This window comes from Pedobacter sp. W3I1 (assembly GCF_030816015.1).
Lineage (GTDB): Bacteria > Bacteroidota > Bacteroidia > Sphingobacteriales > Sphingobacteriaceae > Pedobacter.
On sequence record NZ_JAUSXN010000001.1, the window covers coordinates 55,353 to 79,224 of the forward strand.

General features: G+C 39.5%; 19 protein-coding genes. 5 read left to right on the forward strand and 14 right to left on the reverse strand.

Annotated elements, in window-relative coordinates:
- Positions 1 to 4: 4 nt before the first annotated feature.
- The 4 genes from QF042_RS00275 to QF042_RS00290 form a co-directional block, all read right to left on the reverse strand.
- Positions 5 to 1,165, reverse strand: a complete 1,161-nt coding sequence (locus QF042_RS00275; protein WP_307524173.1) for an HlyD family secretion protein — start codon at positions 1,163 to 1,165, stop codon at positions 5 to 7.
- Positions 1,166 to 1,226: 61 nt separating this feature from the next.
- On the reverse strand, positions 1,227 to 1,433 hold the full coding sequence (locus tag QF042_RS00280; protein WP_307524175.1) for a bacteriocin: 207 nt from the start codon (positions 1,431 to 1,433) through the stop codon (positions 1,227 to 1,229).
- A gap of 305 nt (positions 1,434 to 1,738) precedes the next feature.
- Complete coding sequence (locus QF042_RS00285) at positions 1,739 to 2,272, reverse strand: biopolymer transporter ExbD (RefSeq protein WP_307524177.1); 534 nt, start codon at positions 2,270 to 2,272, stop codon at positions 1,739 to 1,741.
- Positions 2,273 to 2,468: 196 nt separating this feature from the next.
- A complete protein-coding gene (locus QF042_RS00290) occupies positions 2,469 to 2,999 on the reverse strand; it encodes a superoxide dismutase family protein (protein ID WP_307524179.1) in 531 nt (176 codons plus the stop codon).
- A gap of 120 nt (positions 3,000 to 3,119) precedes the next feature.
- On the opposite strand from QF042_RS00290, the gene QF042_RS00295 reads away from it, so the two are divergent.
- Entirely contained in the window at positions 3,120 to 3,467 is a 348-nt protein-coding gene (locus tag QF042_RS00295) for a hypothetical protein (protein ID WP_307524181.1), read from the forward strand.
- A 178-nt stretch (positions 3,468 to 3,645) separates the two neighbouring features.
- Positions 3,646 to 4,434, forward strand: coding sequence for a DMT family transporter (locus QF042_RS00300; RefSeq protein ID WP_307524183.1), 789 nt, complete (start codon positions 3,646 to 3,648; stop codon positions 4,432 to 4,434).
- Here the strand turns inward: QF042_RS00300 and QF042_RS00305 are convergent, their stop codons facing one another.
- Both QF042_RS00305 and QF042_RS00310 read right to left on the reverse strand, forming a co-directional pair.
- A complete protein-coding gene (locus QF042_RS00305) occupies positions 4,435 to 4,719 on the reverse strand; it encodes a putative quinol monooxygenase (protein WP_307524185.1) in 285 nt (94 codons plus the stop codon).
- Positions 4,691 to 5,320: an NAD(P)H-dependent oxidoreductase gene (locus QF042_RS00310; protein WP_307524188.1), complete on the reverse strand. Its 630-nt coding sequence runs from the start codon at positions 5,318 to 5,320 to the stop codon at positions 4,691 to 4,693. Before QF042_RS00310 ends, QF042_RS00305 begins: the two co-directional genes overlap by 29 nt.
- A 98-nt stretch (positions 5,321 to 5,418) precedes the next feature.
- Between QF042_RS00310 and QF042_RS00315 the strand changes: the two genes are divergently transcribed.
- Together QF042_RS00315 and QF042_RS00320 are read left to right on the forward strand one after the other, a co-directional pair.
- Positions 5,419 to 6,321 (forward strand): LysR family transcriptional regulator, encoded by a 903-nt coding sequence (locus tag QF042_RS00315; RefSeq protein WP_307524190.1) that lies wholly within the window; start codon positions 5,419 to 5,421, stop codon positions 6,319 to 6,321.
- 89 nt (positions 6,322 to 6,410) lie between these two features.
- On the forward strand, positions 6,411 to 8,906 hold the full coding sequence (locus QF042_RS00320; protein ID WP_307524192.1) for a PAS domain S-box protein: 2,496 nt from the start codon (positions 6,411 to 6,413) through the stop codon (positions 8,904 to 8,906).
- Between the two features lie 214 nt (positions 8,907 to 9,120).
- On the opposite strand, the gene QF042_RS00325 is transcribed toward QF042_RS00320, so the two are convergent.
- Together QF042_RS00325 and hutH are read right to left on the reverse strand one after the other, a co-directional pair.
- Complete coding sequence (locus QF042_RS00325; RefSeq protein WP_307524194.1) at positions 9,121 to 11,127, reverse strand: urocanate hydratase; 2,007 nt, start codon at positions 11,125 to 11,127, stop codon at positions 9,121 to 9,123.
- Positions 11,128 to 11,147: 20 nt separating this feature from the next.
- Positions 11,148 to 12,683: a histidine ammonia-lyase gene (gene hutH / locus QF042_RS00330; protein WP_307524196.1), complete on the reverse strand. Its 1,536-nt coding sequence runs from the start codon at positions 12,681 to 12,683 to the stop codon at positions 11,148 to 11,150.
- A gap of 75 nt (positions 12,684 to 12,758) precedes the next feature.
- Between hutH and QF042_RS00335 the strand changes: the two genes are divergently transcribed.
- Positions 12,759 to 13,652, forward strand: coding sequence for a LysR family transcriptional regulator (locus tag QF042_RS00335; RefSeq protein WP_307524197.1), 894 nt, complete (start codon positions 12,759 to 12,761; stop codon positions 13,650 to 13,652).
- A 19-nt stretch (positions 13,653 to 13,671) separates the two neighbouring features.
- Here the strand turns inward: QF042_RS00335 and QF042_RS00340 are convergent, their stop codons facing one another.
- The 6 genes from QF042_RS00340 to QF042_RS00365 are packed head-to-tail and all read right to left on the reverse strand — an operon-like array spanning position 13,672 to position 23,870.
- Positions 13,672 to 14,598, reverse strand: a complete 927-nt coding sequence (locus QF042_RS00340; RefSeq protein WP_307524198.1) for a hypothetical protein — start codon at positions 14,596 to 14,598, stop codon at positions 13,672 to 13,674.
- A 5-nt stretch (positions 14,599 to 14,603) separates the two neighbouring features.
- The gene (locus tag QF042_RS00345; RefSeq protein ID WP_307524200.1) at positions 14,604 to 15,497 is read right to left on the reverse strand and encodes a hypothetical protein; all 894 of its coding nucleotides are present in this window, start codon (positions 15,495 to 15,497) and stop codon (positions 14,604 to 14,606) included.
- A 12-nt stretch (positions 15,498 to 15,509) separates the two neighbouring features.
- Positions 15,510 to 20,138, reverse strand: coding sequence for an RHS repeat-associated core domain-containing protein (locus QF042_RS00350; RefSeq protein ID WP_307524202.1), 4,629 nt, complete (start codon positions 20,136 to 20,138; stop codon positions 15,510 to 15,512).
- An 11-nt stretch (positions 20,139 to 20,149) separates the two neighbouring features.
- Positions 20,150 to 21,433: a hypothetical protein gene (locus QF042_RS00355; protein ID WP_307524204.1), complete on the reverse strand. Its 1,284-nt coding sequence runs from the start codon at positions 21,431 to 21,433 to the stop codon at positions 20,150 to 20,152.
- An 18-nt stretch (positions 21,434 to 21,451) separates the two neighbouring features.
- The gene (locus tag QF042_RS00360; RefSeq protein ID WP_307524206.1) at positions 21,452 to 23,269 is read right to left on the reverse strand and encodes a type VI secretion system Vgr family protein; all 1,818 of its coding nucleotides are present in this window, start codon (positions 23,267 to 23,269) and stop codon (positions 21,452 to 21,454) included.
- Between the two features lie 7 nt (positions 23,270 to 23,276).
- The gene (locus tag QF042_RS00365; RefSeq protein WP_307524208.1) at positions 23,277 to 23,870 is read right to left on the reverse strand and encodes a hypothetical protein; all 594 of its coding nucleotides are present in this window, start codon (positions 23,868 to 23,870) and stop codon (positions 23,277 to 23,279) included.
- Between the last annotated feature and the right edge of the window lie 2 nt (positions 23,871 to 23,872).

Below are 23,872 nucleotides of genomic sequence, written 5' to 3' on the forward strand. Positions count from 1 at the left end.
GCCTTTATGTTTTCTGGATTAAGTTTGGATTAACCCAATCATCTACCTTGTCGTAAAGTAATTGATATAAACTACGATCTGTTACTTTAAAGCGGGCGGTAAAATTCATTCCTTTTTTGAGGTATCCTTTGTAACCATTCTTCAGCATCAGAAAATTTTTATCCATCAAACACTTTACTTTAAAAGCAGGTTGATTACCATTTAAAATCACAATATCATCCGAAATATCGATCACTTTACCTATTGCCAAACCCCACTGATTATAATTATAAGCATTGATCTGAAAATGCACTTCCTGTCCTTTTCTAATCAGGCCAATATCTGAAGGGTTGATGTAACAATAAGCGGCCAAACCGGCATCGGGCGAAACTTCCCCAACTTTTTGATTGGCAAATACGTAAGCACCTTGTTGTAAGCCGACTAAATTTTGTACGGAACCATCAATCGGCGCGCGCAATACATATTGTTTTTTCTGTTCGTTAAGTTCTGCCTGCTGCCCGGAAAGCTGGCGCAGTTCGTTGCGGTAACCATTGGCTTCGGTTTGCCATTGGGTTTTATATTTGGTACGCACCATTAAGTAAACCGATTCGGCCTGCTCGAGTTCGTATTTATATTTTTCGTATTCTGATTGCGTAAGTACTTTGTTTTGATAAAGTTTACTGTAGCGCGCAAAGGTACTGGTGGCCTGTCTTTTTGCAATACCAGCATTTTTTAATTCTTGTATATATTGTTGCCAGGATGCTACATATTGCCCGGTTTGCAGACTTGATGAACCGCCATTAAACGAGAGTAGCGTGCGGATATCCTCCAGGAATTGGGTGATTTGATTTTTACGCGTTTCTACCAAAGCATCTTGCTGTTTAGGTAAACCTGCATCAATGGCCAGTAACGTATCACCTTGTTTAAGTCTTTTATTATCCGAAAGTCTGTACGCTATTAAGCGGCCATTAACCGGTACAATAAGTTCTGTTTTTTCGATGGTAGATTGTAAAATACCTGTACCTTTTATACTAATGGGTATTTTAATAAAGGGAAGGGCAATCAAAACAATTAAAATGGCTGCCACGGCAACGATATAAATTAACTGGCTTGATTTACTAATTTGGGAACGGTAAACGAGAGCGGTATTTGAAATTCTTTCTGTAGAGTAGCTGGTTAGCGCCATAGTGTCGAAATCATAAAGCATCCGCTATTCTGAAAACAGAACAGCGGATACAATAAATTGCTTATAGACTCCAAACAAGTTTCAAAACATTGGTTACTGTTTTGCTTAAAAATGCTGAAGTGTCTGCGCCAACTGCATTTAAAGTTCCTGAAAGAGAAGCTAAAAGTTCGCTTAATGTATTGTTAACAATACCACCACCTTCAACTTGTGACATTTCAGTTGTGTTCATTTCTTTAACACTAAGATTTTTTAATTCTAAACTTTTCATACTAGATTTTTTTTGAGTTTTGAGATCCCTACTCTTTTGAAGGCTTTTCGGGATGCGCCTGATGCTTGGCCAAACACTTCAACGAATGTAACCATATTCGCTATAATGACGTAGTATTAAACATCTAACACAAACCTAACGATTCGTTAATAATCCGAATAAACACCCTCTAGAACACCAAAACGCAATCTCTATTAAAAAACTAGGGTATTAGTTTTCATATTCAATTTATTCATTAGTCTTATACGCTTTTATATTCTTTTTATTCGTTGTATTCATGGCTTGGATTTTAAAAAATCAATGACCTATATGCCGTTCATTTTCATAAATGCGACCTCTTTTTCTGTAATATGATCATCGTCAATGGCATACGATTTAATATTGGCAATTCTCATTTCATCAATTACATCTATAAGATCCTGGAACTTAGCGGTTTTAGCTGGCTTGATAATGACAATCATGTATTTAGTTGGATTATGTTGATGGGTTTCAGCAACCAGTTTCTCGTTTGCCATAATCTCTTTCTGAATATTTGCTACCGGGATAACCTTCATATTTGCTTTTTCTATGGTTCCCATGTAGCAAACAGCCTTATTGTTTTTGCCGAGCAGGATGGTCATGGTACGAGATTCAGGATAATTTTCCACGACATTAACATCCGTTTTATCAGGTTTGGCGATATCTGCCGCATTTAAAGTACCTAAAGAAGTGGTGAGCATAAAAAAAGTCGTTAATAAAAACATCAGGTCGACCATTGCGGTAAGGTCTACCCTTGGTGCAGTTTTTTTGGTTCTTCCCTTTACAGCCTTGCCGCTTTGAGATTCGTTTAGTGTTGCCATAATAATTTAGGTTTTTAATGATGATGACAAGCCCGATCAAATTGCATAAAAAAAGCAGTTAAAAAATTAACCGCTTAAAGACTCCAACAGAAAATCGTCATCTCGACTGAAACGCAGTGGAATGGAAAGATCTTTAATAGATTTCTCGACTGCGTTGCACTCCGCTCGAAATGACGATCAAACTAATATACAAATCTTACTTCACCGCTTCAATTACACCGCAACCCACCCGTGGTCCTGAGTTACCGGTTGGTTGTGTAGTATAATCGTCGGTACCGCCATGTACAATAATTCCACGGCCGATAATATTTTTGATATCGCCATCTTTAATGCTCCATCTATCGGTGGTAACCGAAAGGGTTGCGTGGCCTTTACTGTCTAGCATAATATTGCCAATATCTCCGCTATGATAAGCGGCAGACCCCCATTTTCCGTGCGCTTCTTTTGTGGGGTTCCAATGTCCATGGGTGTTTTCGCCCATATTGCCGCAATCGCCATGTTCGTGAAAGTGGACGGCAACATTGCTGTCGGCACGTGCCGCAAAATTCATCTCGATATCCATCTTAATTTTTCCATCACTCAATTCATAAAACTTCGCTGTTCCTATGGTTTTAGTATGATCAGCTGTTTCTGTCAATGTTGCCTGGGCAATTTCTTTGTCGGTTTTTGTACAAGCACTTACCAGTGCTACGCCTACGATGGCTAGTTTTAAAAGATATTTTCTCATTGCTTTAGGGTTTAATTCCATACAACAAACACACTGATAATCATTTGGTTTGACTTAAAACAAGTAGGAGTAAAACCATTTCCTATGCTACTTGTTTAAGTATTATAAAATCGTATAATTATGGAACGGCCAATTGCAATGAACACTTTGAGTCAAATTTTAGAGAAATTGAGGCTTAAAGGAAAAGATAATGAATTAAAAATATCCGATCATGGTAAGATGCAGAGCAAAACGCTGGGCAAAATTTATAAACCTGAAGATTTAACTATCGTCAAAACCTATCGTTTTGAAGGAGATTCGGATCCGGCAGACAACTCAGTACTCTATCTAATCGAAGATCAGGATAAAAACATTGGTTACATATTAGACGCTTACGGCATATATTCTGATAATGAAGGGCCGGCATTTGATGACTTCTTAAAGAAGATTCCTACCGAAAATAGAGACGAACAGGAACTGTTTTCTTAATAACCTAACTTGATTGAAAAGGGAGAATTAGCGTAATCTGATTCTCCCTTTTTTTATTTTAAAAGATGAACAGGCTATAATTCCGTAATTTTGCGCCTCATTTACGAGCCCCAGATGAAAAGCAAAATCAATATCCCACCCATACCAGCTGTTTTACTGTCTATTATCAGTGTACAGTGTGGGGGCTGCAATTGCAAAAGGGCTTTTTCCACAAATTGGCGCTGCCGCTACCGCGTCCTTAAGGATCGGTTTATCAGCGGTGATTTTATTAATTGCCTTTAGGCCAAACCTGTTTAAGTTAAACGCCAAACAATGGAAATATGTTATCCTATATGGTGTTTGTTTAGGGGTAATGAATATGGTATTCTATATGGCTATAGCAAGAATCCCGATCGGTTTAGGGGTAACTTTAGAATTTGTTGGGCCTTTGGGTCTCGCCATTTTTGGTTCTAAAAAACCGGTAGATTTTCTTTGGGTAATACTGGCCGCAACAGGCATCGCACTCATTGCCCCATGGACCAGTACGGGGTTAAATGTTGCGGGTGTGTTACTGGCACTTTTAGCTGGCATTTTTTGGGCAGCCTATATTATATTGGGTGGCAGGATTTCAAAAATAATGAAAGGCGGTGATGCAGTTGCCATTGGAATGTTATTCGCTACCCTGGTTATCTTGCCATTTGGTATTTTTGGTGGTGGTTTAAGCGGCTTGAGTCCTAAATTATTGGGTTTAGGAGCAGCGCTTGCTCTACTCTCAAGCGCCATCCCATTTACCCTCGAAATGAGAGCCCTTAAGCAGCTTCCTGCCAGGACTTTCAGTATTTTAATGAGTCTCGAACCTGCAATGGCCTCATTAGCCGCACTCGTATTTTTACAAGAATACCTCACTTTAAAAGAGTGTTTTGCTGTGGCTTTTGTTGTAATTGCTTCCGCCGGTTCGTCGTTAACAGCCAGGCGTACCAAACTGTAGTTAGGCCAGTTTTTCTGTTTTATACATTACAATATCATCCGTCAACTTATCAACCTGTGCCACAAAGGCTAAAATATAAGGCTGCTTATTGTGCAGATCCAAACTTGCCTGGTCTTTCCACTCCTCCCAAAAAACAAAAGTATCCTCACCTGTAGACTCATGTAAATCGTACTGAATGCAGGCTTCTTCCTTACGCGAATTTACAACCATATCTAATAGCACAACTCTTAATGCTGTTTTGGTTTCTTTTTTACTCTTAACTATTGCTGTTAGATAAATGCTCATATACGGCTGTATTTAAAAAATTTTGGGTTAAATGGTCTTGATGTAATTTAAGCGCACCGATAATATCGGCATTCTTTTCTACATCATGAAAATGGATGCCATCTATCCGTTCCATCCCGGTAAAAGCATTCATTCTATGAAAACCGAACAATACACCATCATCTACACTGGTTTCCATAAAAAATTCTTCAGGCAAAGTAAAAGCTTCCTTTGGTGCATTCCACGATGAGGTTACCATGTATTTACGGCCATGTAACATCCCGCCAGTACCGTAGTTCCTTGTCGGATTATTGGCTTTACGGCCATCACTGCTATAAATTCCACTTTTGTGACCTTCGGTAAATACCACATCGATATATTCTTTAAATCTATGGGGCAATTGGAACCACCAGATTGGGGTATGGTAAATTACAACATCTGCCCAAACATATTTTTCTACTTCCTCTTTCGGATCGTAATGGTGATTAATGTTTGTTGTTTTTACTTCAAACCCTTCCAGCGATGAAAAAAAATCCGCTGTAGCATTAGCTATTGTCTCGTTAAACCTGCCACCAGAATGACCAAATTTTTGTCCGCCGTTAATAATGAATATTTTTGTCATTTCGTTTTCTATTTTGATAACACAAAATTACAGCGCTTATATCTATTATTAAAACAAGTTAATTCATAGCTTTGTATCAGAATTATAATACTTAGTTTATGGTTAATTTAGAATGGTATAGAAGTTTTAAGGCAATTTATAAAACAGGAACCCTAACTGGTGCGGCAGAAAATCTGTTTATTTCGCAGCCTGGGGTAAGTTTACATTTAAGCTCCTTAGAAAGTTACGTTGGCTACAAACTGTTTGAACGTACAGGCAGAAAGATGATCCCTACCGAAAAAGGGAAAGTATTATATAATTTTATTGTGGAGCCGCTTACCAAACTTGAAGATGCCGAAAAACATTTTCAAAAAAGTACGGAGAAACATACGCCAACCATTAGCGTAGGCATGTGTTTTGAGACTTTTCAGATTACGCTCGAACAATATATTTCTACACTTCCTTTTAATGTCATTATCCGTTTTGGCGAATATCCGGAAATGTTAGATCAATTGGATAAGGGTATTTTAGACCTGATTATTACCCCACAAAAAGGCAATTCACCTAATGTAGAGCACGAGGCTTTTTCTTCAGAAACCATCGTTTTAGTAGGCGGAATAGAAACTGATGGACAAACTTTTAATTCGTTGGTTAAAAAGAAAGATTTAGCCGGAATGGAAGCCTGGTTAAAACAGCAAAAGTGGTATGGAACAGCTGGGGATATGGAACATCTTTTACGTTTCTGGCAACTTAATTTTGGCAAACATGCCGATTTCCGCCCAAACTACATTGTACCTAACCTCAATTCGATTGTACGCTGCTTATCTGGTGGAAAAGGCCTGGCTATTATCCCCGATTTTCTTTGTAAAAAAGAAGTTGAAGAAGAAAAAGTAAAGGTAATTTGGGAAGGTACTTCAAAACTGACCAACACTTTATATTTTGGTTGTAGGAAAAACACACAATATGCATCAGAAATTCACATCATTAAAAAACTTTTTAAGGAAGTCATGGTTAGTATATAGTTTATATCAAAAGTGATCATGGTTAGATCCCTGATTTAATTTACCTTGAAACTTAATATTTATTTTAAAATTATTCTTTAAACCTCCATATGAGTCAATCAAGCCCTTTTTTAAGTCACGAGCAATTATTGGAAGTTTTTAATTTAACGCATACCGCAACCGCCGTACATGTTGGTGAAACAGCTATAATTCAGACGGCAAACGATGCGATGCTCAGAATTTGGGGAAAAGACAGGAGTGTGATTGGAAAATCGCTGGAAGAGGCTCTACCTGAACTTAAAGGGCAACCTTTTATTGATATGTTCAGGAAAGTTTGGTTAGAAGGGCTAGTGATTTCGGGCAAGGATACTGCTGCCGATATAAAAATCGATGGCGAATTACAAACTTTCTATTTTGATTTTGAGTACAGGGCCATAAAAGATGATCAAGGAAAAACAATCTGCATCTTACATACAGCGATTGATGTAAGCGAGCGGGTATTGAGACATAAAGCTTTGGAGCGGGAACGCGAAAAGGAAGAAGCATTACAACGTGAGCAGACTTTGAACGAAGAACTAGCGGCAACCATTGAAGAATTGGCCACTACAAATGAAGAGCTTGTTGCCACAAATGAAGAACTTCAGGAAACCCAGGAAACCCTGCACACTTTAAATAACGAACTGGAACTAAGGGTTGTTGAGCGTTTTAACCAGCTTTCAGAAAGCGAAAAGCGCTTTAGAACCATGGCCGAGGGAACCGATATATTTATTGCTGTTGGTAATGAGAGTGGAAATGCTATTTATTTCAATAAACCTTGGACGGAATTAACAGGCCGATCGATGAAAGACCTGCTCGACTTTGGCTGGGCAGATTTAATTCATCCTGAAGACCGGGATAGGTATGTAAATATTTACCTTTCGGCCCTTGCCGAAAAAAAACCTTTTACGGGCGAATTTAGAATACTCACCCAAAAAGGCGACTACAGGTGGCTGCTTGCAAGTGGCCCTCCACGTTTTCATGCCGATGGCTCATTTGCCGGTTATATTAGCTCTTGCATTGATATTACAGAGCGGAAATTAATTGAAATAGAGCGCCAGAACCAAAATAAACTTATAGAGGCCAGTTCAGAATTTATCGGCATTGCCGAATTGGATATGTCAATCCAATACCTAAATCCTGCAGCATTAAAAAAACTAGGCTGGCTTAGCATTTCGAACAGAACAATCTTAGATTGTGTTTTCCCGGAAGACCGGTTAATGGCTGAGAAAATTCTACCGGATATTTTAAACAATAATACTTTCAGACAGGAGATTCGATTCTGGAATGAAAAAACAGGAATTCCCTTTTGGATTGAATGGAATGGCTTTGCTATTCGAAATGAAGAAACCAATAAAACAATTGCCATTGCTACGGTAAGCCCTGATATAACTGAGCGAAAACTTTATCAGGAAGAACTACAAGGTATAAATATGGAAATGGCAGCAGCAAACGAAGAGTTGGCTACTATAAATGAAGAGCTTGCCAAAACACATGATGATCTTATCCAATACACCAATAAACTGTCAGACAGTGAAGAAAAGCTCAGACAAGCGATAGAAACTGGTAGAATGGGCACATGGAGCATTAATCCGAAAACGCTTGAGGTTACCATGTCTGGCTTTGTTAAAGAGCTGCTGGGCTTACCTTTGGATGGACCTGTAGAAATGGATATGATGATGAAAGCGGTAAATCCGGATTACCACAATATGCTTTTTTCGACGCTCGAAAATGCCATGAAAAACCATTTACCCAGCGATACGGAATATCCAATTAAGAATTTAATCAACGGTCAGGAAAAATGGGTCAGAGCAACCGGACGTGTATTTTTAGATCACCATGGAAATGCAACTGAATATTCTGGCCTTTTTATCGATATTACTGAACAAAAACTGGATGAGCTTCGAAAAAACGATTTCATCGGAATGGTAAGCCACGAATTAAAAACGCCACTAACGGCTATTAATGGTTTTGTGCAGGTTTTGCAACGTAAGGCGAAAAAAGATGAAGACAATTATGCGATTATCGCTTTAGATAAAGCGCATAGCCAGATCAGAAAAATGACCAATATGATTAATGGTTTCTTAAATGTATCCCGTCTGGAATCGGGCAAGCTGCTAATCGAAAAAACAAACTTTAACTTAGATGAGCTGCTGAAAGAAACCATCGAAGAAACTTATGTTTCGCAATCGTCGCATCAAATTATATTAAACCCAACATGCGAGGTTAACATTAATGCCGACCGAAATAAAATCGGTAATGTAATATCTAACCTGATCAGCAATGGTTTAAAATATTCAGATAATGGTACACGGATCGAAATCACCTGCAAATTGCACAATACTGAAGTTGAAGTCCAGATTAAAGATGAAGGAATAGGCATAAAACCTGGCGATATTGATAAACTTTTCGAACGTTATTACCGCGTGCAGGGCAACCACACCATTTCTGGCTTTGGAATTGGGCTTTACTTAAGTGCCGAAATTATTGAAAGGCATAATGGCAGAATATGGGTGGAGAGCGAAGAAGGAATAGGTTCCGTTTTTCATTTTACTTTGCCATTGGATTAATCGTTTGCATTTTAACCGCAAAGTACGCAAAGGTTTCCGCAGAGAACGCAGCGTTTTTTTCCTGGAAAAATTGTCGTTACAGAATTTGTACGATCCATTAAGTTTTGTCATTCTGAGTGAAACGAAGAATCTTTCTCCCTTAGGTATAAACTTAAGTTCAAAAAGATTCTTCACTGCGTTCAGAATGAGAATGATGTATTCTCGCCAACTATATCTAATTTATCTCCAATCCATCCAACACCTCATCATCAACCAAATTTGGTAGCGTAATTTTTAAAGTACCTGTCCGTTCCATTTCGCGTTCGATTGCAAAGCGGGCTTCTTTATTACGTGCCCAGCTTCTTCTGGCAATTCCATTGTTTACATCATAAAAAAGCATACTCTGCAGTTTTTCGGCAGCTTGTTCGCTTCCATCCAACACCATTCCGAAGCCGCCGTTTATTACTTCTCCCCAGCCAACTCCACCACCATTATGGATCGAAACCCAAGTTGCACCTCTAAAACTATCACCAATTACATTATGGATAGCCATATCGGCAGTAAATCTGCTTCCATCATAAATATTGCTCGTTTCTCTAAATGGAGAATCCGTTCCGCTTACATCGTGATGATCCCTACCTAAAATCACAGGAGCTGATAATTCGCCGGTTTTAATAGCCTCGTTAAAGCGCAAAGCAATTTTTGCACGGCCTTCAGCATCGGCATACAAAATCCGGGCTTTTGAGCCTACAACAAGTTTATTCTCTTTTGCTGCGCTGATCCAATTGATATTATCCTGCAATTGTTGTTGTATTTCTGCCGGTGCACTAAGTTTAATCTCCTCCATCACCTCTTTAGCCATTTGATCGGTTAAATCAAGATCGTTTTCGTTACCCGAGGCACAAACCCACCTGAATGGGCCAAAACCATAATCGAAACACAATGGCCCTAAAATATCCTCTACGTAGGATGGGTATTTAAAATCTATCCCATTTGGCGACATTACATCGGCACCTGCCCTACTGCACTCCAATAAAAAAGCATTTCCATAATCGAAAAAGTAAGTTCCCTTGCGAGTATGTTTGTTAATGCTTGTAGCTTGCCGTTTTAACGAATCCTGAACATAAACTTTAAACTGGCCAGGCGCATTGGCCATCATTTCATTTGCTGCAACAAAACTTAAACCAACAGGATAATAACCGCCTGAATATGGATTATGTAATGAAGTTTGATCAGAACCAATGGTAACTTTAATATTTTCCTGATCAAATCGCTCCCAAACATCAACAATATTGCCAATGTACGCCAGAGATACCGTTTCTTTTCTTTTTTGGGCAAGTATTACGCGGTTAACCAGTTCATCTAAATTATCAATCAGCTCATCTACCCAACCTTGTTCATGCCTTTTAGTTGCAGCCGTGGGATTTACCTCTGCACAAACCGTAATACAACCCACAATATTACCGGCCTTGGTTTGCGCTCCGCTCATCCCGCCTAATCCTGCGGTAAGGAATATTTTCCCTTCGGTATATTGCCCGTAAAAACCCTTTTTGCGGAAAGCATTCATTAAGGTAATAGCTGTGCCATGAACAATGCCCTGAGGCCCAATATACATATACGAACCTGCCGTCATCTGCCCGTATTGAGTTACTCCTAAAGCGTTAAATTTTTCAAGATCTTCTGGTGAAGAATAATTCGGCACCATCATCCCATTGGTTACCACTACCCGAGGCGCGGCGGCACTTGATGGAAATAGGCCTTGTGGATGCCCGCTATAAATATTCAGCGTTTGCTGATCGGTCATTGTGGCGAGGTATTGCATTGTTAAAAGGTACTGCGCCCAATTTTGGAATACGCTTCCGTTTCCACCGTAGGTAATCAGCTCTTCAGGGTGCTGTGCGATTGCCGGATCCAAATTATTCTGAATCATGAGCATAATTGCCGCAGCATGAACAGTACGACTCGGATATGCAGTTATATCTCTCGCATAAATGGCATAATCGGGCATAAAACGGTACATATAAATGTGCCCGAAGTTTTTCAGTTCAGCTAAAAATTCTTGTGCAAGCTCCTGGTGCCATGCTTTTGGAAAATAACGCAAAGCATTTTTAATGCTCAGTTTTTTTTCATCTGCGGTTAAAATATCCTTCCTTACCGGTGCGTGACTTAATGCCGTATTCCTATTTTTTTTTGCAGGTAATGTTGAAGGAATACCTGCCAATAGCTGTGCTTTAAAATCCATGTTTTGCAATTTTAAACTCTTTAAGTCAATGTTGATTCAGCCTCACTTGCAACTGCTACAATTTTACCTTGCTGTACCATTTGAATGGCATTTTCCATCCTATCGTACATAATCTGATCTTCTTCGAAATGATCAATTTCAGTACGCACAAAATCGTGTACCGCAGCCAGTATTTTGCCAGGTTTTAATGGATGATGATAATCAATGGCTTGTGCAGCACAGAACAATTCAATCCCCAGGATTTTCTCTACGTTTTCGATCACCTGCAAGGCTTTACGACCACTTATTGAGCCCATACTTACATGATCTTCCTGACCTAAGGAAGTCGGAATACTATCGGCACTTGCCGGGAAACAAAGTCCTTTATTTTCGCTGGCCAAAGCTGCCGAGGTATATTGAACAATCATAAAACCGGAGTTTAATCCCGTTTCCTTCATCAGGAGTTTAGGTACGCCAGGTGTATTTCCTTCTAACGAAAGGTAAATCCGTCGGTCACTAATGTTTCCAATTTCTGAAGCAGCTAAACAGGCATAATCGAGCGGCAAAGCCAATGGCTGACCGTGAAAATTACCCCCACTGATCGTTAAATCGTCATTAAATATAACAGGGTTATCGGTTACCGAATTGAGTTCGATTTCTAAAGCCTCTTTTAAGTGCAACCATGCTGTTCTGGAAGCGCCATGTACTTGTGGAATGCACCTTAATGAATATGGATCCTGTACTTTGGCGCAATCGGCATGCGATTTCATAATTTCAGAACCCTGCAACAGTTTACGTATTTGCCCGGCCACCGCAATATTTGCCGGATAAGGCCTAAGCTGGTGAAGCTGTGCATGAAAAGGTTTTTCAGAGCCTTGTAGTCCTTCAATCATCATTGCCGAAATAATATCAGCCGAAGCCAGCACATTTTCTAATCGCTGTACCACTTTAACGGCATGTGCAGCAATAAACTGGGTACCGTTAATCAGGGCCAAGCCTTCTTTAGGACCCAATTGTAGCGGACTCATCTGATATTCCTGTAAAAGCTGAGCTGTCGCAATAATTTCACCTTTGTAATGAACCTTACCCAAGCCAATTAAAGGCAAAAAGAGATGAGATAAAGGGGCTAGATCGCCAGAGGCACCAACAGAGCCTTGTTTGGGCACCAATGGTGTAGCACCAATTTCTAAAAACCAGATCATTCGATCGAGTGTTTCGATTTTAATACCTGAATATCCCTGAGCTAAAGCCTGTAGTTTCAACACCAGCATCAGTTTTGATATTTCACTATCTATCGGTTCGCCTACACCAACGGCGTGACTTTTTAAAATATTCTCTTGTAATTTACGGGTATCAACCGCCGAAATCATGGAGGTACACAGTGGTCCGAAACCGGTATTGATGCCGTAAACCGCTTTACCTGAAACCGCTATCCGTTCAACCACCTTGCTGCTTTTCACCACTTTATCGCGGGTGCTCTGACTCAATATACCTTTTATCTCGCCATTACTGATGGCTAAAGCCAACTTAGCGGTTAAATGATCTGTTCCATAATTAAAAATCTGTTGCTCGCTCATGTTAGAAGGTTTTAAACAAAAATAAGCCCTATATTTGATACCTATAAATACCAATTACATCATCATGTAATAACCATGGGTTATCAGATAGAACTTAGGCATTTAAAATATTTTCAGGTTTTGGCCGAGGAGCTGAAGTTTAGAAAGGCCGCAGACCGCCTTTTTATTTCGCAACCCGGCCTAAGCAGGCAGATTAAACAGATGGAGGAAATTTTTAATGCCCCCTTGTTCGATCGTAACAAGAAAAAGGTAGAACTTACCGAAGCAGGCCTATACCTTAAAGATGAGGTAGATTTTCTGTTCAGCCATATCGAAAACATTAAAAAACAGATCAGCAATATTAATGATGGCAAACAGGGCGAGCTCCGCATTGGGTTTTTAGGCTCGGCTGCACAAAAAATCGTACCCGAAGTTATCTTTAAACTGAACAAAGATTTTCCAGAAATCAGAACCAACCTGGATGAAATGCCCAATAAACTTCAGATCGAATTATTGGAAAAAGATATGCTCGATATGGGTTTTGTGAGGATGCAGCAGTTTAAACCGGGTATTTCTAAACACATGATCCATCAGGATACTTTTTCACTGGTATTGCCTAAAAGTCATCCCATGAAAAAGGCAAGTTTTGAAGCGGTAAAAAAGCTGGGTGATGAGCCATTCATTTTTTTCTCGAGTGATGACAGCCCTTTCTATTACGACCTGATGATGAGCATTTGCGAGGATCATGGCTTTAAACCCAAAACCTATCACAAATCAGTCAATGCGCTCACCATTTACAAATTAGTAGAAGAAGGTTTGGGCATTGCCATTGTACCAACCGCCCTGCAATATGGCTATCAGGAAAACGTAAAGTTTGTAGAGCTTACCCATATTCCACAAAGAACGGAGCTTTATATGATCTGGAAAGAATCTAACCGGAACCCTGCCTTAAAAAATGTGATCAAGTTATTGTTGCAGGATAAGGTTTAGGTTGCATTACTTATTGATCCTATAAAAACAGATCAACATCCTCTCCAAACTGGATTTTAAGTTCAGAAACAACTTCGTCGATTGTCCATTTCTTTTTTGTTTCTACAGTCCTTTTAACCAATTGGTATTTTACGTCTAAGTTATCTTTATAGCCCGTTGGAATTTGAGGTTCCTTTGCCATTGTGGTTTGAAATAATTCGTGCGTAATAACAGGGAAATCAAGACCTAACTTTTTTCTCACTTTTATAATGTTTATCAATTCCATCGGAACCAGTCCACTGGCTAAAAACTCCTCAGTTTTATAAACGTCTTCTTTTCCTAAACTCAGGCCTTTTAAATGATATTCACACAGTTCATCCCAATAAGTGGATTCGATTTTCGATAAATCATCCCAGTTGTCAATCAACTGTTGATATATTCCATAACCTAAACCATATTGCAAAACCCGATCCTTTATCGGGTTCTTTCCCAGCCATTTTTCAATTAAGAAATGGATTAGCTGGGTACTTGGATATACTTTTTGGTTTTTATAATCTTTATTCGTTTTGTATTCATCACGGTTTAAATATTCCTCCGCCTTTTGCAATAAAATTTCAATCAGATCTTCCCGCTCCACATATAAGCTATATTCGAGGGCCGATTTAATATGATCGATAAAAGGATCGTTAATGTGCGACATTGTCCAAAAGAGCGCCGTTCTTTCAAAATATTTCCAACAGCTTTTATCTTCCTGAAATAATAAGTTTTTAGCGATTATGTGGGTTGAATATGGCATTCCCTCTAAAACACCATAAATAATATGTGTATGTTTTTTTAAGGTATCTTTATCCGTAAAATTTCTATAACTTCTTAGAAAGCCATCCTTATCTCTATCGATTTCAATCCTTTCACTGTAATTATAACGTTTTATTGCTTTGTTTATTAAAACGTTGCTCCAGTTTGCCATCGTTTCTATTTTTCTAAAATGCGTTTTTCCAATTGTTGGGTTACTTCATCCAATGGAATGGGGAGTTTTTGGGCTATAAAAGGAAGAAAATCTTTTAATAAGGGATGTGTAATAAAATCAATAGACAGGCCTTTTTGTGAACGCAATTGTAGTAGTGCTATAATTTCTATAGGGAAGTATTGCCAGCGCTCGCGATTGAAAGGCAGAGTTAAATCATCTTTACTGTTCACTATATGAAAGTCAGCTAATCCATCAACCCATTTGTTCACTACTTGCGAATCTGTTGAATAAAGATTTTTGTCTGCAAATACATATACTTCATTAGTTGGTTTTAGATAATGGCTGATCTTTTCAGAACTAGTCAAATGACCTGCCTTATTAAGTAAAGCAGAAACTAAATACAAAGTGCTTTTAAAGCCAAAATCTAAACTTTCAGGATAAATATCCAATTTAGTCTTATTAGCTTCAATAAAATTTAATAAATGCTCAGCTAAAAGCTCCGTTTTGTCAGGGAAATAACTTATTGACAGTAGAGTACTTAACGCCAAATCAGTATGCAAAACACCATCAACAAATTGATTTGTTTTGTGGGCATAGGTTTGAAGCAATAGATCAGTAAAATACGATTTTAGCACTTTTACAAATGCATCTTCATTATTTCTTTCGATAAAATCTATAACCGCCTCTGGAATTTTAAATCGATATGAATAAGAAGAGAGTACATATACTAAATTATAATCTACCGTCTCTTCTGCATCCCAAACAACCATTTTCTTTTGAAAAGTTCTGGTGTTTTTATGGATGAAGTCTTCGATAAACTCTACGATGAACGGCTCTTCATCCTGAGATGATTGGAGTACTTTTTGAAAAAATTTTTTAAACCCTTTTGTGTTATGCATAAACTTTTTTTATTAATGGCAAGTGCCACGAGCTTTTTGAGTGCGCGAAACTTCATCCCAATCTGATACCAACGCACTTTTCACTTTGAATCTTCCTTTCGCTCCGCGGCCTACAAATACATCGACAACTCTTTTATCACCAATATTGTTCATTATTCCGTTAGCCTGTTGGCGAGACAATCCAAAATCGACAATATTATCTTTCAGAAGTATATCTTTGATAAAGTAGTCAGAATCTAACTGCCTGCTTGACAAATTGCCCACATTTCCTGAAATATTAGTTTTTACTTCAAAAATATCAAATTTTCCATCATGGCGCATACCCACTACATCAATACCATGGCCAGAAGCATTTTGAACTTGAAATACCCGAGAATATTTATTAGAATTCTGTAGCGCCTCTTTCGTCCATTTTTCACCGTAATCACCCAAGGCCTGCTGAAAGGTTTTTAAGCCAAATACATCCAATTCATAATTACTATCAAATACATAGCCGTAAATTGAAGGATTACCGCCCCATAAACCAATTGGATCTTGAGAAATATAATTGCCTTGCTCCGGATCATAATACCTAAACCGATTATAATAAAGCCCGGTTTCTACATCTTCATATTGTCCTTGGTACCTAAATGGCACAAATTCCCGATCGCCGCTAAGTTTACGTATTTTTCCATAAATATCAAGTTCGCAATCCCACACTTTTTTTCCTGTATTATCGAAAGCTTGTACAGGAGTGCCTAAATAATCGCTAATAATAGAATAATATTCGCCATTAATAATTTTGGCGCTTGGTGTAAATTTATGCTGATCGTAAACCCAGGTAATTAAATCACTGCCCAGTGGTTCTGTTTTATCATAACTGAGAAGACCGTCTTCATTAACCACCAAATTAGGCCGTTCGTTTAAAGGGTAATTCCATTCATGGAGCAGTAAATTACCATCCCACACATAACGATACACCGTATTTTTAACAATTTTGGCTTTCCTCCTGCCTAAGGCATCGTATTCGAAACTGATGATCTCGCCATGTGGATTTTTAACCGCTTTCATCATGCCATTGGCGGCCCAGGCGTAAGCCCAATCGCCTTCTTTCCACTCGGGCAAATCGGGCTCGGCATCGGCTAAGACATCAAGGGTTTCCGCTTTGGGAATATCAGGATCAGCCATGCCCCAGTTTAATTTTTTTCCAAATAAGCCATTTTCTTCCGGTTCGGCAACTTCCTCTTTTGCCAGGCCTATAATATTGCGTTTACTTTTTTGTACGAGGTTGCCTTTGGCATCGTAACGGTAATACCATTGGTCATCTTTAAGCAGTTTACCGCCTTTATCGTAACGTCTATCGCTTCGGTCGGTTGTTTTATATAAGTTCCCTGTTTCATCAGGATTTTTATAGATCACTTTACCATCGCTATAACTTGCCGAAGCCAAACTACCAAAAGTATCGTACCGGTAATTGATGCTGCCACCAGTGATGCTGTTTAAGCAGCTATTCAGTTTATCGTTTGGTCCCCAGGCATATTGTTTAAATGCTGTGATGGAACGGCTGGCTTCGACTTTTTGGCTAATCGGGTGACCTTCGTGATCGTAATCGAACGTTGCCCTAACCCCACCGCTTAAACTGCGGCTGGTTTCCTGCCCGTTTTTATTACGACCAATGGCTGCAGTCCACTCTGCTGAACCACCACTTTTTGCAGCGATACCATTCAGATAACCAATTTCATCGTAATCGTATTTAATATCAGCCCCTAATGAGCTTTTTAAACTTTTCAGATTGCCAAAAACATCGTATTGATAATTAACCTGGTAGCCATCCTGTATTTCCTGGGTGATCATACCCAATGGATTCCGCTTAAAATTAACTGAAGAAAGTTCGTTCTCTGCGGCAATGAGCAAACCGAGTTTATTGTATTGAAAGGCTTCGTAAGTACCATCTTCATACCTACTGTATACCAAACGGCCACCTAGATCGTAATTGTGGTAAACGGCCTTACCATCAGCCTGTATCGTTTTAATGATCTGTCCGTCCTGGTTGCGGATATATTGTTGCTCTTGTCCATCAAAGCCAATTTCTTTCACCACATCATCATTCCCATCCCTTAAAAAGAGATATTTTTCACCTTTTTCGTTGGTAATGGCTTTTAAATTTTCCCATTTATCATAGGTAAAATGAAGGGTTTGGGCATTTTGACTGGATAATTGAGTGTTTCTTTTTTGTGTTTTTAAGCTACCCATTGGGGTATAGGTCATATGCCATTCTTCACGGCCATCGGTAGCGTAAACCGGAAGATCATAAGCATCGTATTCGAAACGCAGGGCTTCTTCTCCAAAATCTTTCACCAAGACTACACGCCCCATTTCATCACGTTCCCAGATCGTAGTTTGATCACTATCAGGACTAAAACGAATCAACCGCCCGTAATCATCGTAAGTCCAACGACGGCTATTGCCTTCGCTCGAAACCGATTCGATCAGTTGATTTAAACTGTTATATGTCCAATGAACTTCATAGCCATCATTATCACGACAAAACACAGGTAACTTTTGTCCAGCTGCATAATAGAAATCAACTACCCGATTATCTTTTTGCACATGTTTAAGCAATTGGTTCTGCTCATTATATAACCAGGTTTCATTTGAACCGGCCGGATCACTGCGCAGAATCAGGTTATTGTTTTCATCATACGCATACTGATATTGCTCGCCATCTGCGGTATGGTAAGTGGTGATATTGCCCCGATCGTCGTATTCATAGCCGATTACCCTACCCTCAGGACTGGAAACCATTTTTTCTTCGTTGTAGCGATCGTGCTCATACCAGGTTTCACCACCCATGGCATCTACTTTCTTGTAAACCAGGTCGTTTTCATCATAGTAATAGCGCTCTATTTTGCCATCACGGTAATGTACTTCGTTATACCCTTCCTGCGGGAAGTAGCTTATCGATCCACTCATAAAACCGTCTCTACCTTCCGTGTGGATTACGCGGCCTTCCGTATCATATCGCCAGAAATAAGCCATACTGTTTCGATTGGTTCTTTTCACTACGCGGTTAAACTCATCGTACTCAAATATAATAGCCTTACCTGCCTGATCGTATACTTTAATCATGTTGCCACGCTGGTCGTACTCATAACTTACCAACAGATCGCTGGTATTTTTATAGTGATAATAAACTGCTTTAATCGCCGTACCTGCTTCGTTATGCTGCATTTCGAGCACTCGACCAGAATTTTCTACAATCCGGGTTAAAAGCTGTTTTTGATAATAAAATGTAAGCTGACTGCCATTGGTATATTCGATATGATTTATACGGTAGATATCGCCATCTGGCCCGCCGCTAAAAAGTGTATAAGTATAAATATCCTGATCGATGGTAAGGAGCCAGGTATTCTCGTCTGGCCTTTCCATCCAGACCTTTTGTGCACGGTCGTACTGTTTGCCTGAATACGGCTCAATATAAGGCAAAGGCATTACCATATTTTCGGTGGGGTGACTAAAACCTACAATTCCAGCTTCCGGATCGGGATAAATATATAAATCATAATTATTGTAAACCTGATTACCCAACATACCTGCGTAGGGTTTATCGCTGCGCCATACATTATTCCAGGTCAGTGCCTGGCCCGCTGGCAATTCGAAATCAGTCCATTCGAAAAACATAGCCCCGGTAACAAAATTTACAGGCTCTAAACCCCAATGGCAAAGTTTTTTTGATAGCGGGTTTGTTTTACCCAACATCCGCTGGAGAAGTTTATTCACGCCTTTTAAGGCTCCTTTTGCTAAAGCTCCTCCTAATTTAGTCAGCCCCCTCATAATGCCAATGGCTGCAAAACGCATTAAATATTCTTTCAGGGTATAATTATGGGGTGCAAAGGTACCACCAACCAACACCGGTTTACCAGTATTAATCTGCACATACATGCTTAATAAATCGCTGTAAAAAGCGAAATAAGCCAACGGATTTTTCTTTAATTTCCCTGGCACAGTTGGCAGTGGTTTTAAACCCATTGGCGGGCACCAGCAGGTAAGCACTTGCCCAGGATTAGAACCACTCATTTCCGAACCCTGCCCTTTTACTGTAGTAGAACCCCAATATACTTCCCCTTCATGTGGTGAGCCAGGTATGTTTACGATAAAATATACCGGGAGAGAGCTGATATGCCTAAATGGAAGCAAGACGCCCATCACCGTAGTGGTAGTGGTGGCTTTATGCCTGCCATGAACATAAATGGAGCCTCCCATTGGGATACTGGCCGTACCAATTAAACCTTGCGCAAATTTTGGAATAGGGATACTAAAATGCAGGTAATCCATCGGATCGAACACCATGCCAATAAAAGGATGTGGCAAAGGCAATGGAATAAAGCCAAAAGATGGCGGGAGGGGAATGGTTGTCCAGTGAAAATCAATAGCCAGTACCACATCAAAATGCTTGCTAACATGCTGTACCGCGGTATTGGCCATTGCAGGCTTTTTAGCTTTTACAAGCTTTAAGGTACTTTTTGCTGCAGGGGGATTACTTCCAACAGCAACACCTCCGCCTCCGCCAACTGCCTTTGGCTCGGCTTTGGTTAAGCTTGCAGATAGGCGGATCGACCTATCGGTCGACATATTCGGTTTACTTGCTTTTACTTTTTTCATCCGTATATTTTTTATGATAATGGATTAGCGTGATTTTTTGGAACTTCGGCCATCGATTTCCAGTCTTCTCCGTAGTCCTGCTGCATATCCATATCTAATTTTTTACCTTCTGGACTTTCTTCTCCATATTTTTTTAACATGATCGATGCGGTATAAGCCATCGAACTTTGTCGCCGTTTTTCAATCGGCATTTTTCGGGCAATTTCTAAACACTTCAAATAATAAGCCATTGCTTTTGCCGAACCTGTTATTTTGCTTTCAGAAAGCTGCCCCAGCAAGCGCGTGCATTCCATTGCTATAAAATCGTTCTCTATAATTTCTGCGATTTTAATTGCCTTTTCGAAGTACTTTTTAGCTTCATCTTTACCTGAATGTGCCAGTAAGAAACTGCCATAGCTCATGTGGATATGTGCACTCAATAGTGTGTTTTCTCCGGCACGTGCCAAAGCTAGTTCGTATTGCTGGCGTGCTTCGTTTTTTTTGTTTTTCACGGCTAAACTCTGTGCCAGCATAATCCTTGCGGCCACTACCGCCTCCTGCAGTCCTTGTTTTTGGGCGATCACAATTGCCCGTTCCAGAACCGCATTGGCCTGCTCGTGCTTGCCCTTGCTTAAATAATTACTGGCAATCAATATCTGTTGCTGGTAATCGGCTTCGGGATCGTTCTTCTCACGATTGGTATGCGCCGCAGCATTTTGCATCAACTGGCTAACATCGATGTGGAGTTTAAATTCTGTTCCCTGTTTTAATTTTTTTAAAGTACGGTGTATATGATGCTCGGTATAAACCAGTTTTATATTGTGGTTATCGAATGCTTTAACACAACTGCACCATTCGTTAATCCATTCAGATAGCCCAGTTACATCATGGATGGTAGTTGGTGCCAGCTGAACATATATCTTCTTTAATTTTAAATCGGGGTAAAGATTGCACAACCGTACCAAAGCCCTAACGGGGAAATAAGCATCGGTTTTATAATTTTGAGCACCTTCACCTGTTTCAACATCCCAAACAACACCCGCCTTTGTATCTTTCTGCCATAAGTCAAAAATTTCTTTCCATTCTTTAACTAAACTTTTACCGTAATCATTTTTGTTCTGAAATTCCTGATAATGGAGCAGGAACATATCGTTGGTCCTGCTTTCTTCCGTTAACTGGTATTTAAAATATGATTCGAATAAATTTACCTCATGCCGCTCTCCAAGGCATAAAAACAGAGTTTCTGATGGATGTTGCCTTACTACTTGTTGCCATTGTTTATCTATTTTAAACAGTTCCAGCTGTATCGGATTCATTTAGCTTTAAGGTCGAAATTAGTTTAGATTAATCTTGCCACTACTAATATTTGTCTCGCTTTCGCCACCCACATTAATCTTTTTTGAAGCCAGATTGGCCTCTGTTTCGCCACTCATTGAAAGCGTTTTTGTACCAATATCTAAGGTTTGTGATTCTATCCCAATACCAGAGGTTGGTGTTCCATCTTCTGGCCCTACACCTATGCCGATACTGGTCGTTGCAGAATTTCCGATGTTTTCTCCAAGTGTTAAAATATCCTTTCCTTTAATGATGATCTTTCCAGTTTTATCCATAAAAATGCTGCTCTCCCCGCATTTAATCAGAATCGATTCTTTGGTTTCGAAAACGGCTTTACCAGCTCCATCGAGCTCGATAAAATTGCTATCCTTATCGCGCATAATCATACCCGCACCGTCATCCATGGTTAAAGTATGACCACTTTTAGAAGTCAAACTTTTGCTGTTATTGCTGGCACTGCCACCGCTACCACTTTTGCCATGAAATACCGAACCCAATACAATTGGCCTGGCAATATTGCCTTCCTCGAAGGTTAAAGCTACCTGATCGCCAATTTCGGGGATAAATACAAAACCCCTATTTTTGCTTACTTTATCACTGCTTCCGGCATCTGGTGTAATTACCCGCAGCCACTCCGTTACATCATTTGTTTTACACTCCCATTTAAATTTCACCTTAATACGGCCCTGCCCTTGCGGATCGGCATTGTCTATTACATCTGCCAGTTGCATATCCGGGCTTGGCTTACTATAGTTTTTTACCAACAGGCGCTCTGTTGTAGCTACCACACCTTCGAAAGTGTTATAATATTTACCTGTACCATCAATTTCATGGTTGATACTGGTAATCAGAAATTTACCCAGGCTTTCTATAGAGAAGGATAGTTCTTTTCTCACACTCATTGTAATTTCGGCAATACTGCCAATGCCCAAAGCAGCATTGTCTCCACTTGCATTTACCTTCAATAAATTACTGATGTGTGCCTTTTCTTCGTTCTGCACATGGTTTTTAATGTCGTTGCTATTATCTACGCGGATAAGTGATGGTTGATTAAAGGTTTTGCTGTACATCGCGTTAGACACTTGTATGGCGTGTGCCAGATCAGGTGATCCATCGCTCTGTCCGCTACTTTCACTATGGAGCATCTCATCCTGTTTCGGGTTATAGGCAAAACGTTTATTTTTGATCGGTGCAATTTCCATGGCGTACTGCAGGTTTTGCACATCGCGTCCGTAAATCAGTGCAATTTCTTTCTGGTCGTCGGGTTTACCAAAATTCAGTTGTTTGCCATCATAATAAAACCATTCATGGTATTCGCCCGAAAGCCTGTTCAGAAAATCAAAATCACTTTCTCTATATTGAATCAAATAATCAATGGGATCTTTTCTGGCCGCATTGGCTACAATTTTAATATCGTTTGAAGGCACATCCGAGGTAGCAAGATTTACAATCGTATTTAAATCTTTATCGAGATAAGAACCCAGATCGGGGCCGCGATCGATCAGAATGGTTGGGCTGTAACCACTCACAATCAACACACCGTGGTAGCCATGGCTTTGCGCCAGCTCTACTTTAGTTACCAAACCAGCAAACTCTTGTAAACTACCCGAATCATAGCCAAAAGATGCTGTTAAAGTTTTACCTACAAAATCGCGACTGTCATTTAAACTGATCATCCCTGGTGAACCCATCTGATCGTGGTTAAACCGCAACTCGAAATAATGATGATCATTAAACTGTTGTTGCAAGCTAAATGAGGCAAAATGGGTAATTGCCTTATTTTCTATGTTAATTTCGCTAATGAGCTTTTTTTCCATAATTGTATTATTTAACTGGCCATTTGGCATAGGTAGCAATGGTTTTAAATTGGCTATTTACCCTGCCAAAAACAAATCCAAAAAAGCTTTCTGCCTGGGTATTGCTTTCGGGATATTGCATATAGACTTCATACATTTTACTTCCCGGATCTGTTAGTTTTTTGAGCGTTTTATAATAAATTTCTGTTGTTTTTTCGTCTATTTCTGAAAGATTATCTTCTCTACAATGTGGTAGCAACCGCAAAACGTCATGGTTAAAGATCAAATTTTTATAATTTTTAAACTCCGTTTTACTAATAGGATCACTGGCTGCACCCATACCGTTGTCCAATTCTGCATGGCTGGTGTAAAAAGGAAAATTCATTAATGCAGCAAGGCCATTAATATTCTTTTTCTTTAAATTCTCATTTAAGGTTTTAAAAAGCTTCCTGAACTCTTTCTCATCATCCAAACGATCAGGAATAACCTTTGATTCAACGGTTGTTTTTTTTACTTCAGTAGTATTTATTGCACTAACTTTTTGTCCGTTACCTGATTCGGGTGTACAGCAGATAAAAAGAGATAAAACCAATACAATGACCGAAATATTTGCTCTTTTCATGA

Bases quoted from the DNA above. Each gene is read 5' to 3' on its own strand.
- QF042_RS00285 (WP_307524177.1), bottom strand. From the start codon at position 2,272: ATGGCAACACTAAACGAATCTCAAAGCGGCAAGGCTGTAAAGGGAAGA.
- hutH (WP_307524196.1), bottom strand. From the start codon at position 12,683: ATGAGCGAGCAACAGATTTTTAATTATGGAACAGATCATTTAACCGCT.
- QF042_RS00365 (WP_307524208.1), bottom strand. From the start codon at position 23,870: ATGAAAAGAGCAAATATTTCGGTCATTGTATTGGTTTTATCTCTTTTT.
- QF042_RS00310 (WP_307524188.1), bottom strand. From the start codon at position 5,320: ATGACAAAAATATTCATTATTAACGGCGGACAAAAATTTGGTCATTCT.
- QF042_RS00335 (WP_307524197.1), top strand. From the start codon at position 12,759: ATGGGTTATCAGATAGAACTTAGGCATTTAAAATATTTTCAGGTTTTG.
- QF042_RS00315 (WP_307524190.1), top strand. From the start codon at position 5,419: ATGGTTAATTTAGAATGGTATAGAAGTTTTAAGGCAATTTATAAAACA.
- QF042_RS00350 (WP_307524202.1), bottom strand. From the start codon at position 20,138: ATGAAAAAAGTAAAAGCAAGTAAACCGAATATGTCGACCGATAGGTCG.
- QF042_RS00340 (WP_307524198.1), bottom strand. From the start codon at position 14,598: ATGGCAAACTGGAGCAACGTTTTAATAAACAAAGCAATAAAACGTTAT.
- QF042_RS00320 (WP_307524192.1), top strand. From the start codon at position 6,411: ATGAGTCAATCAAGCCCTTTTTTAAGTCACGAGCAATTATTGGAAGTT.
- QF042_RS00360 (WP_307524206.1), bottom strand. From the start codon at position 23,269: ATGGAAAAAAAGCTCATTAGCGAAATTAACATAGAAAATAAGGCAATT.
- QF042_RS00275 (WP_307524173.1), bottom strand. From the start codon at position 1,165: ATGGCGCTAACCAGCTACTCTACAGAAAGAATTTCAAATACCGCTCTC.
- QF042_RS00355 (WP_307524204.1), bottom strand. From the start codon at position 21,433: ATGAATCCGATACAGCTGGAACTGTTTAAAATAGATAAACAATGGCAA.
- QF042_RS00295 (WP_307524181.1), top strand. From the start codon at position 3,120: ATGGAACGGCCAATTGCAATGAACACTTTGAGTCAAATTTTAGAGAAA.
- QF042_RS00280 (WP_307524175.1), bottom strand. From the start codon at position 1,433: ATGAAAAGTTTAGAATTAAAAAATCTTAGTGTTAAAGAAATGAACACA.
- QF042_RS00305 (WP_307524185.1), bottom strand. From the start codon at position 4,719: ATGAGCATTTATCTAACAGCAATAGTTAAGAGTAAAAAAGAAACCAAA.
- QF042_RS00325 (WP_307524194.1), bottom strand. From the start codon at position 11,127: ATGGATTTTAAAGCACAGCTATTGGCAGGTATTCCTTCAACATTACCT.
- QF042_RS00290 (WP_307524179.1), bottom strand. From the start codon at position 2,999: ATGAGAAAATATCTTTTAAAACTAGCCATCGTAGGCGTAGCACTGGTA.
- QF042_RS00345 (WP_307524200.1), bottom strand. From the start codon at position 15,497: ATGCATAACACAAAAGGGTTTAAAAAATTTTTTCAAAAAGTACTCCAA.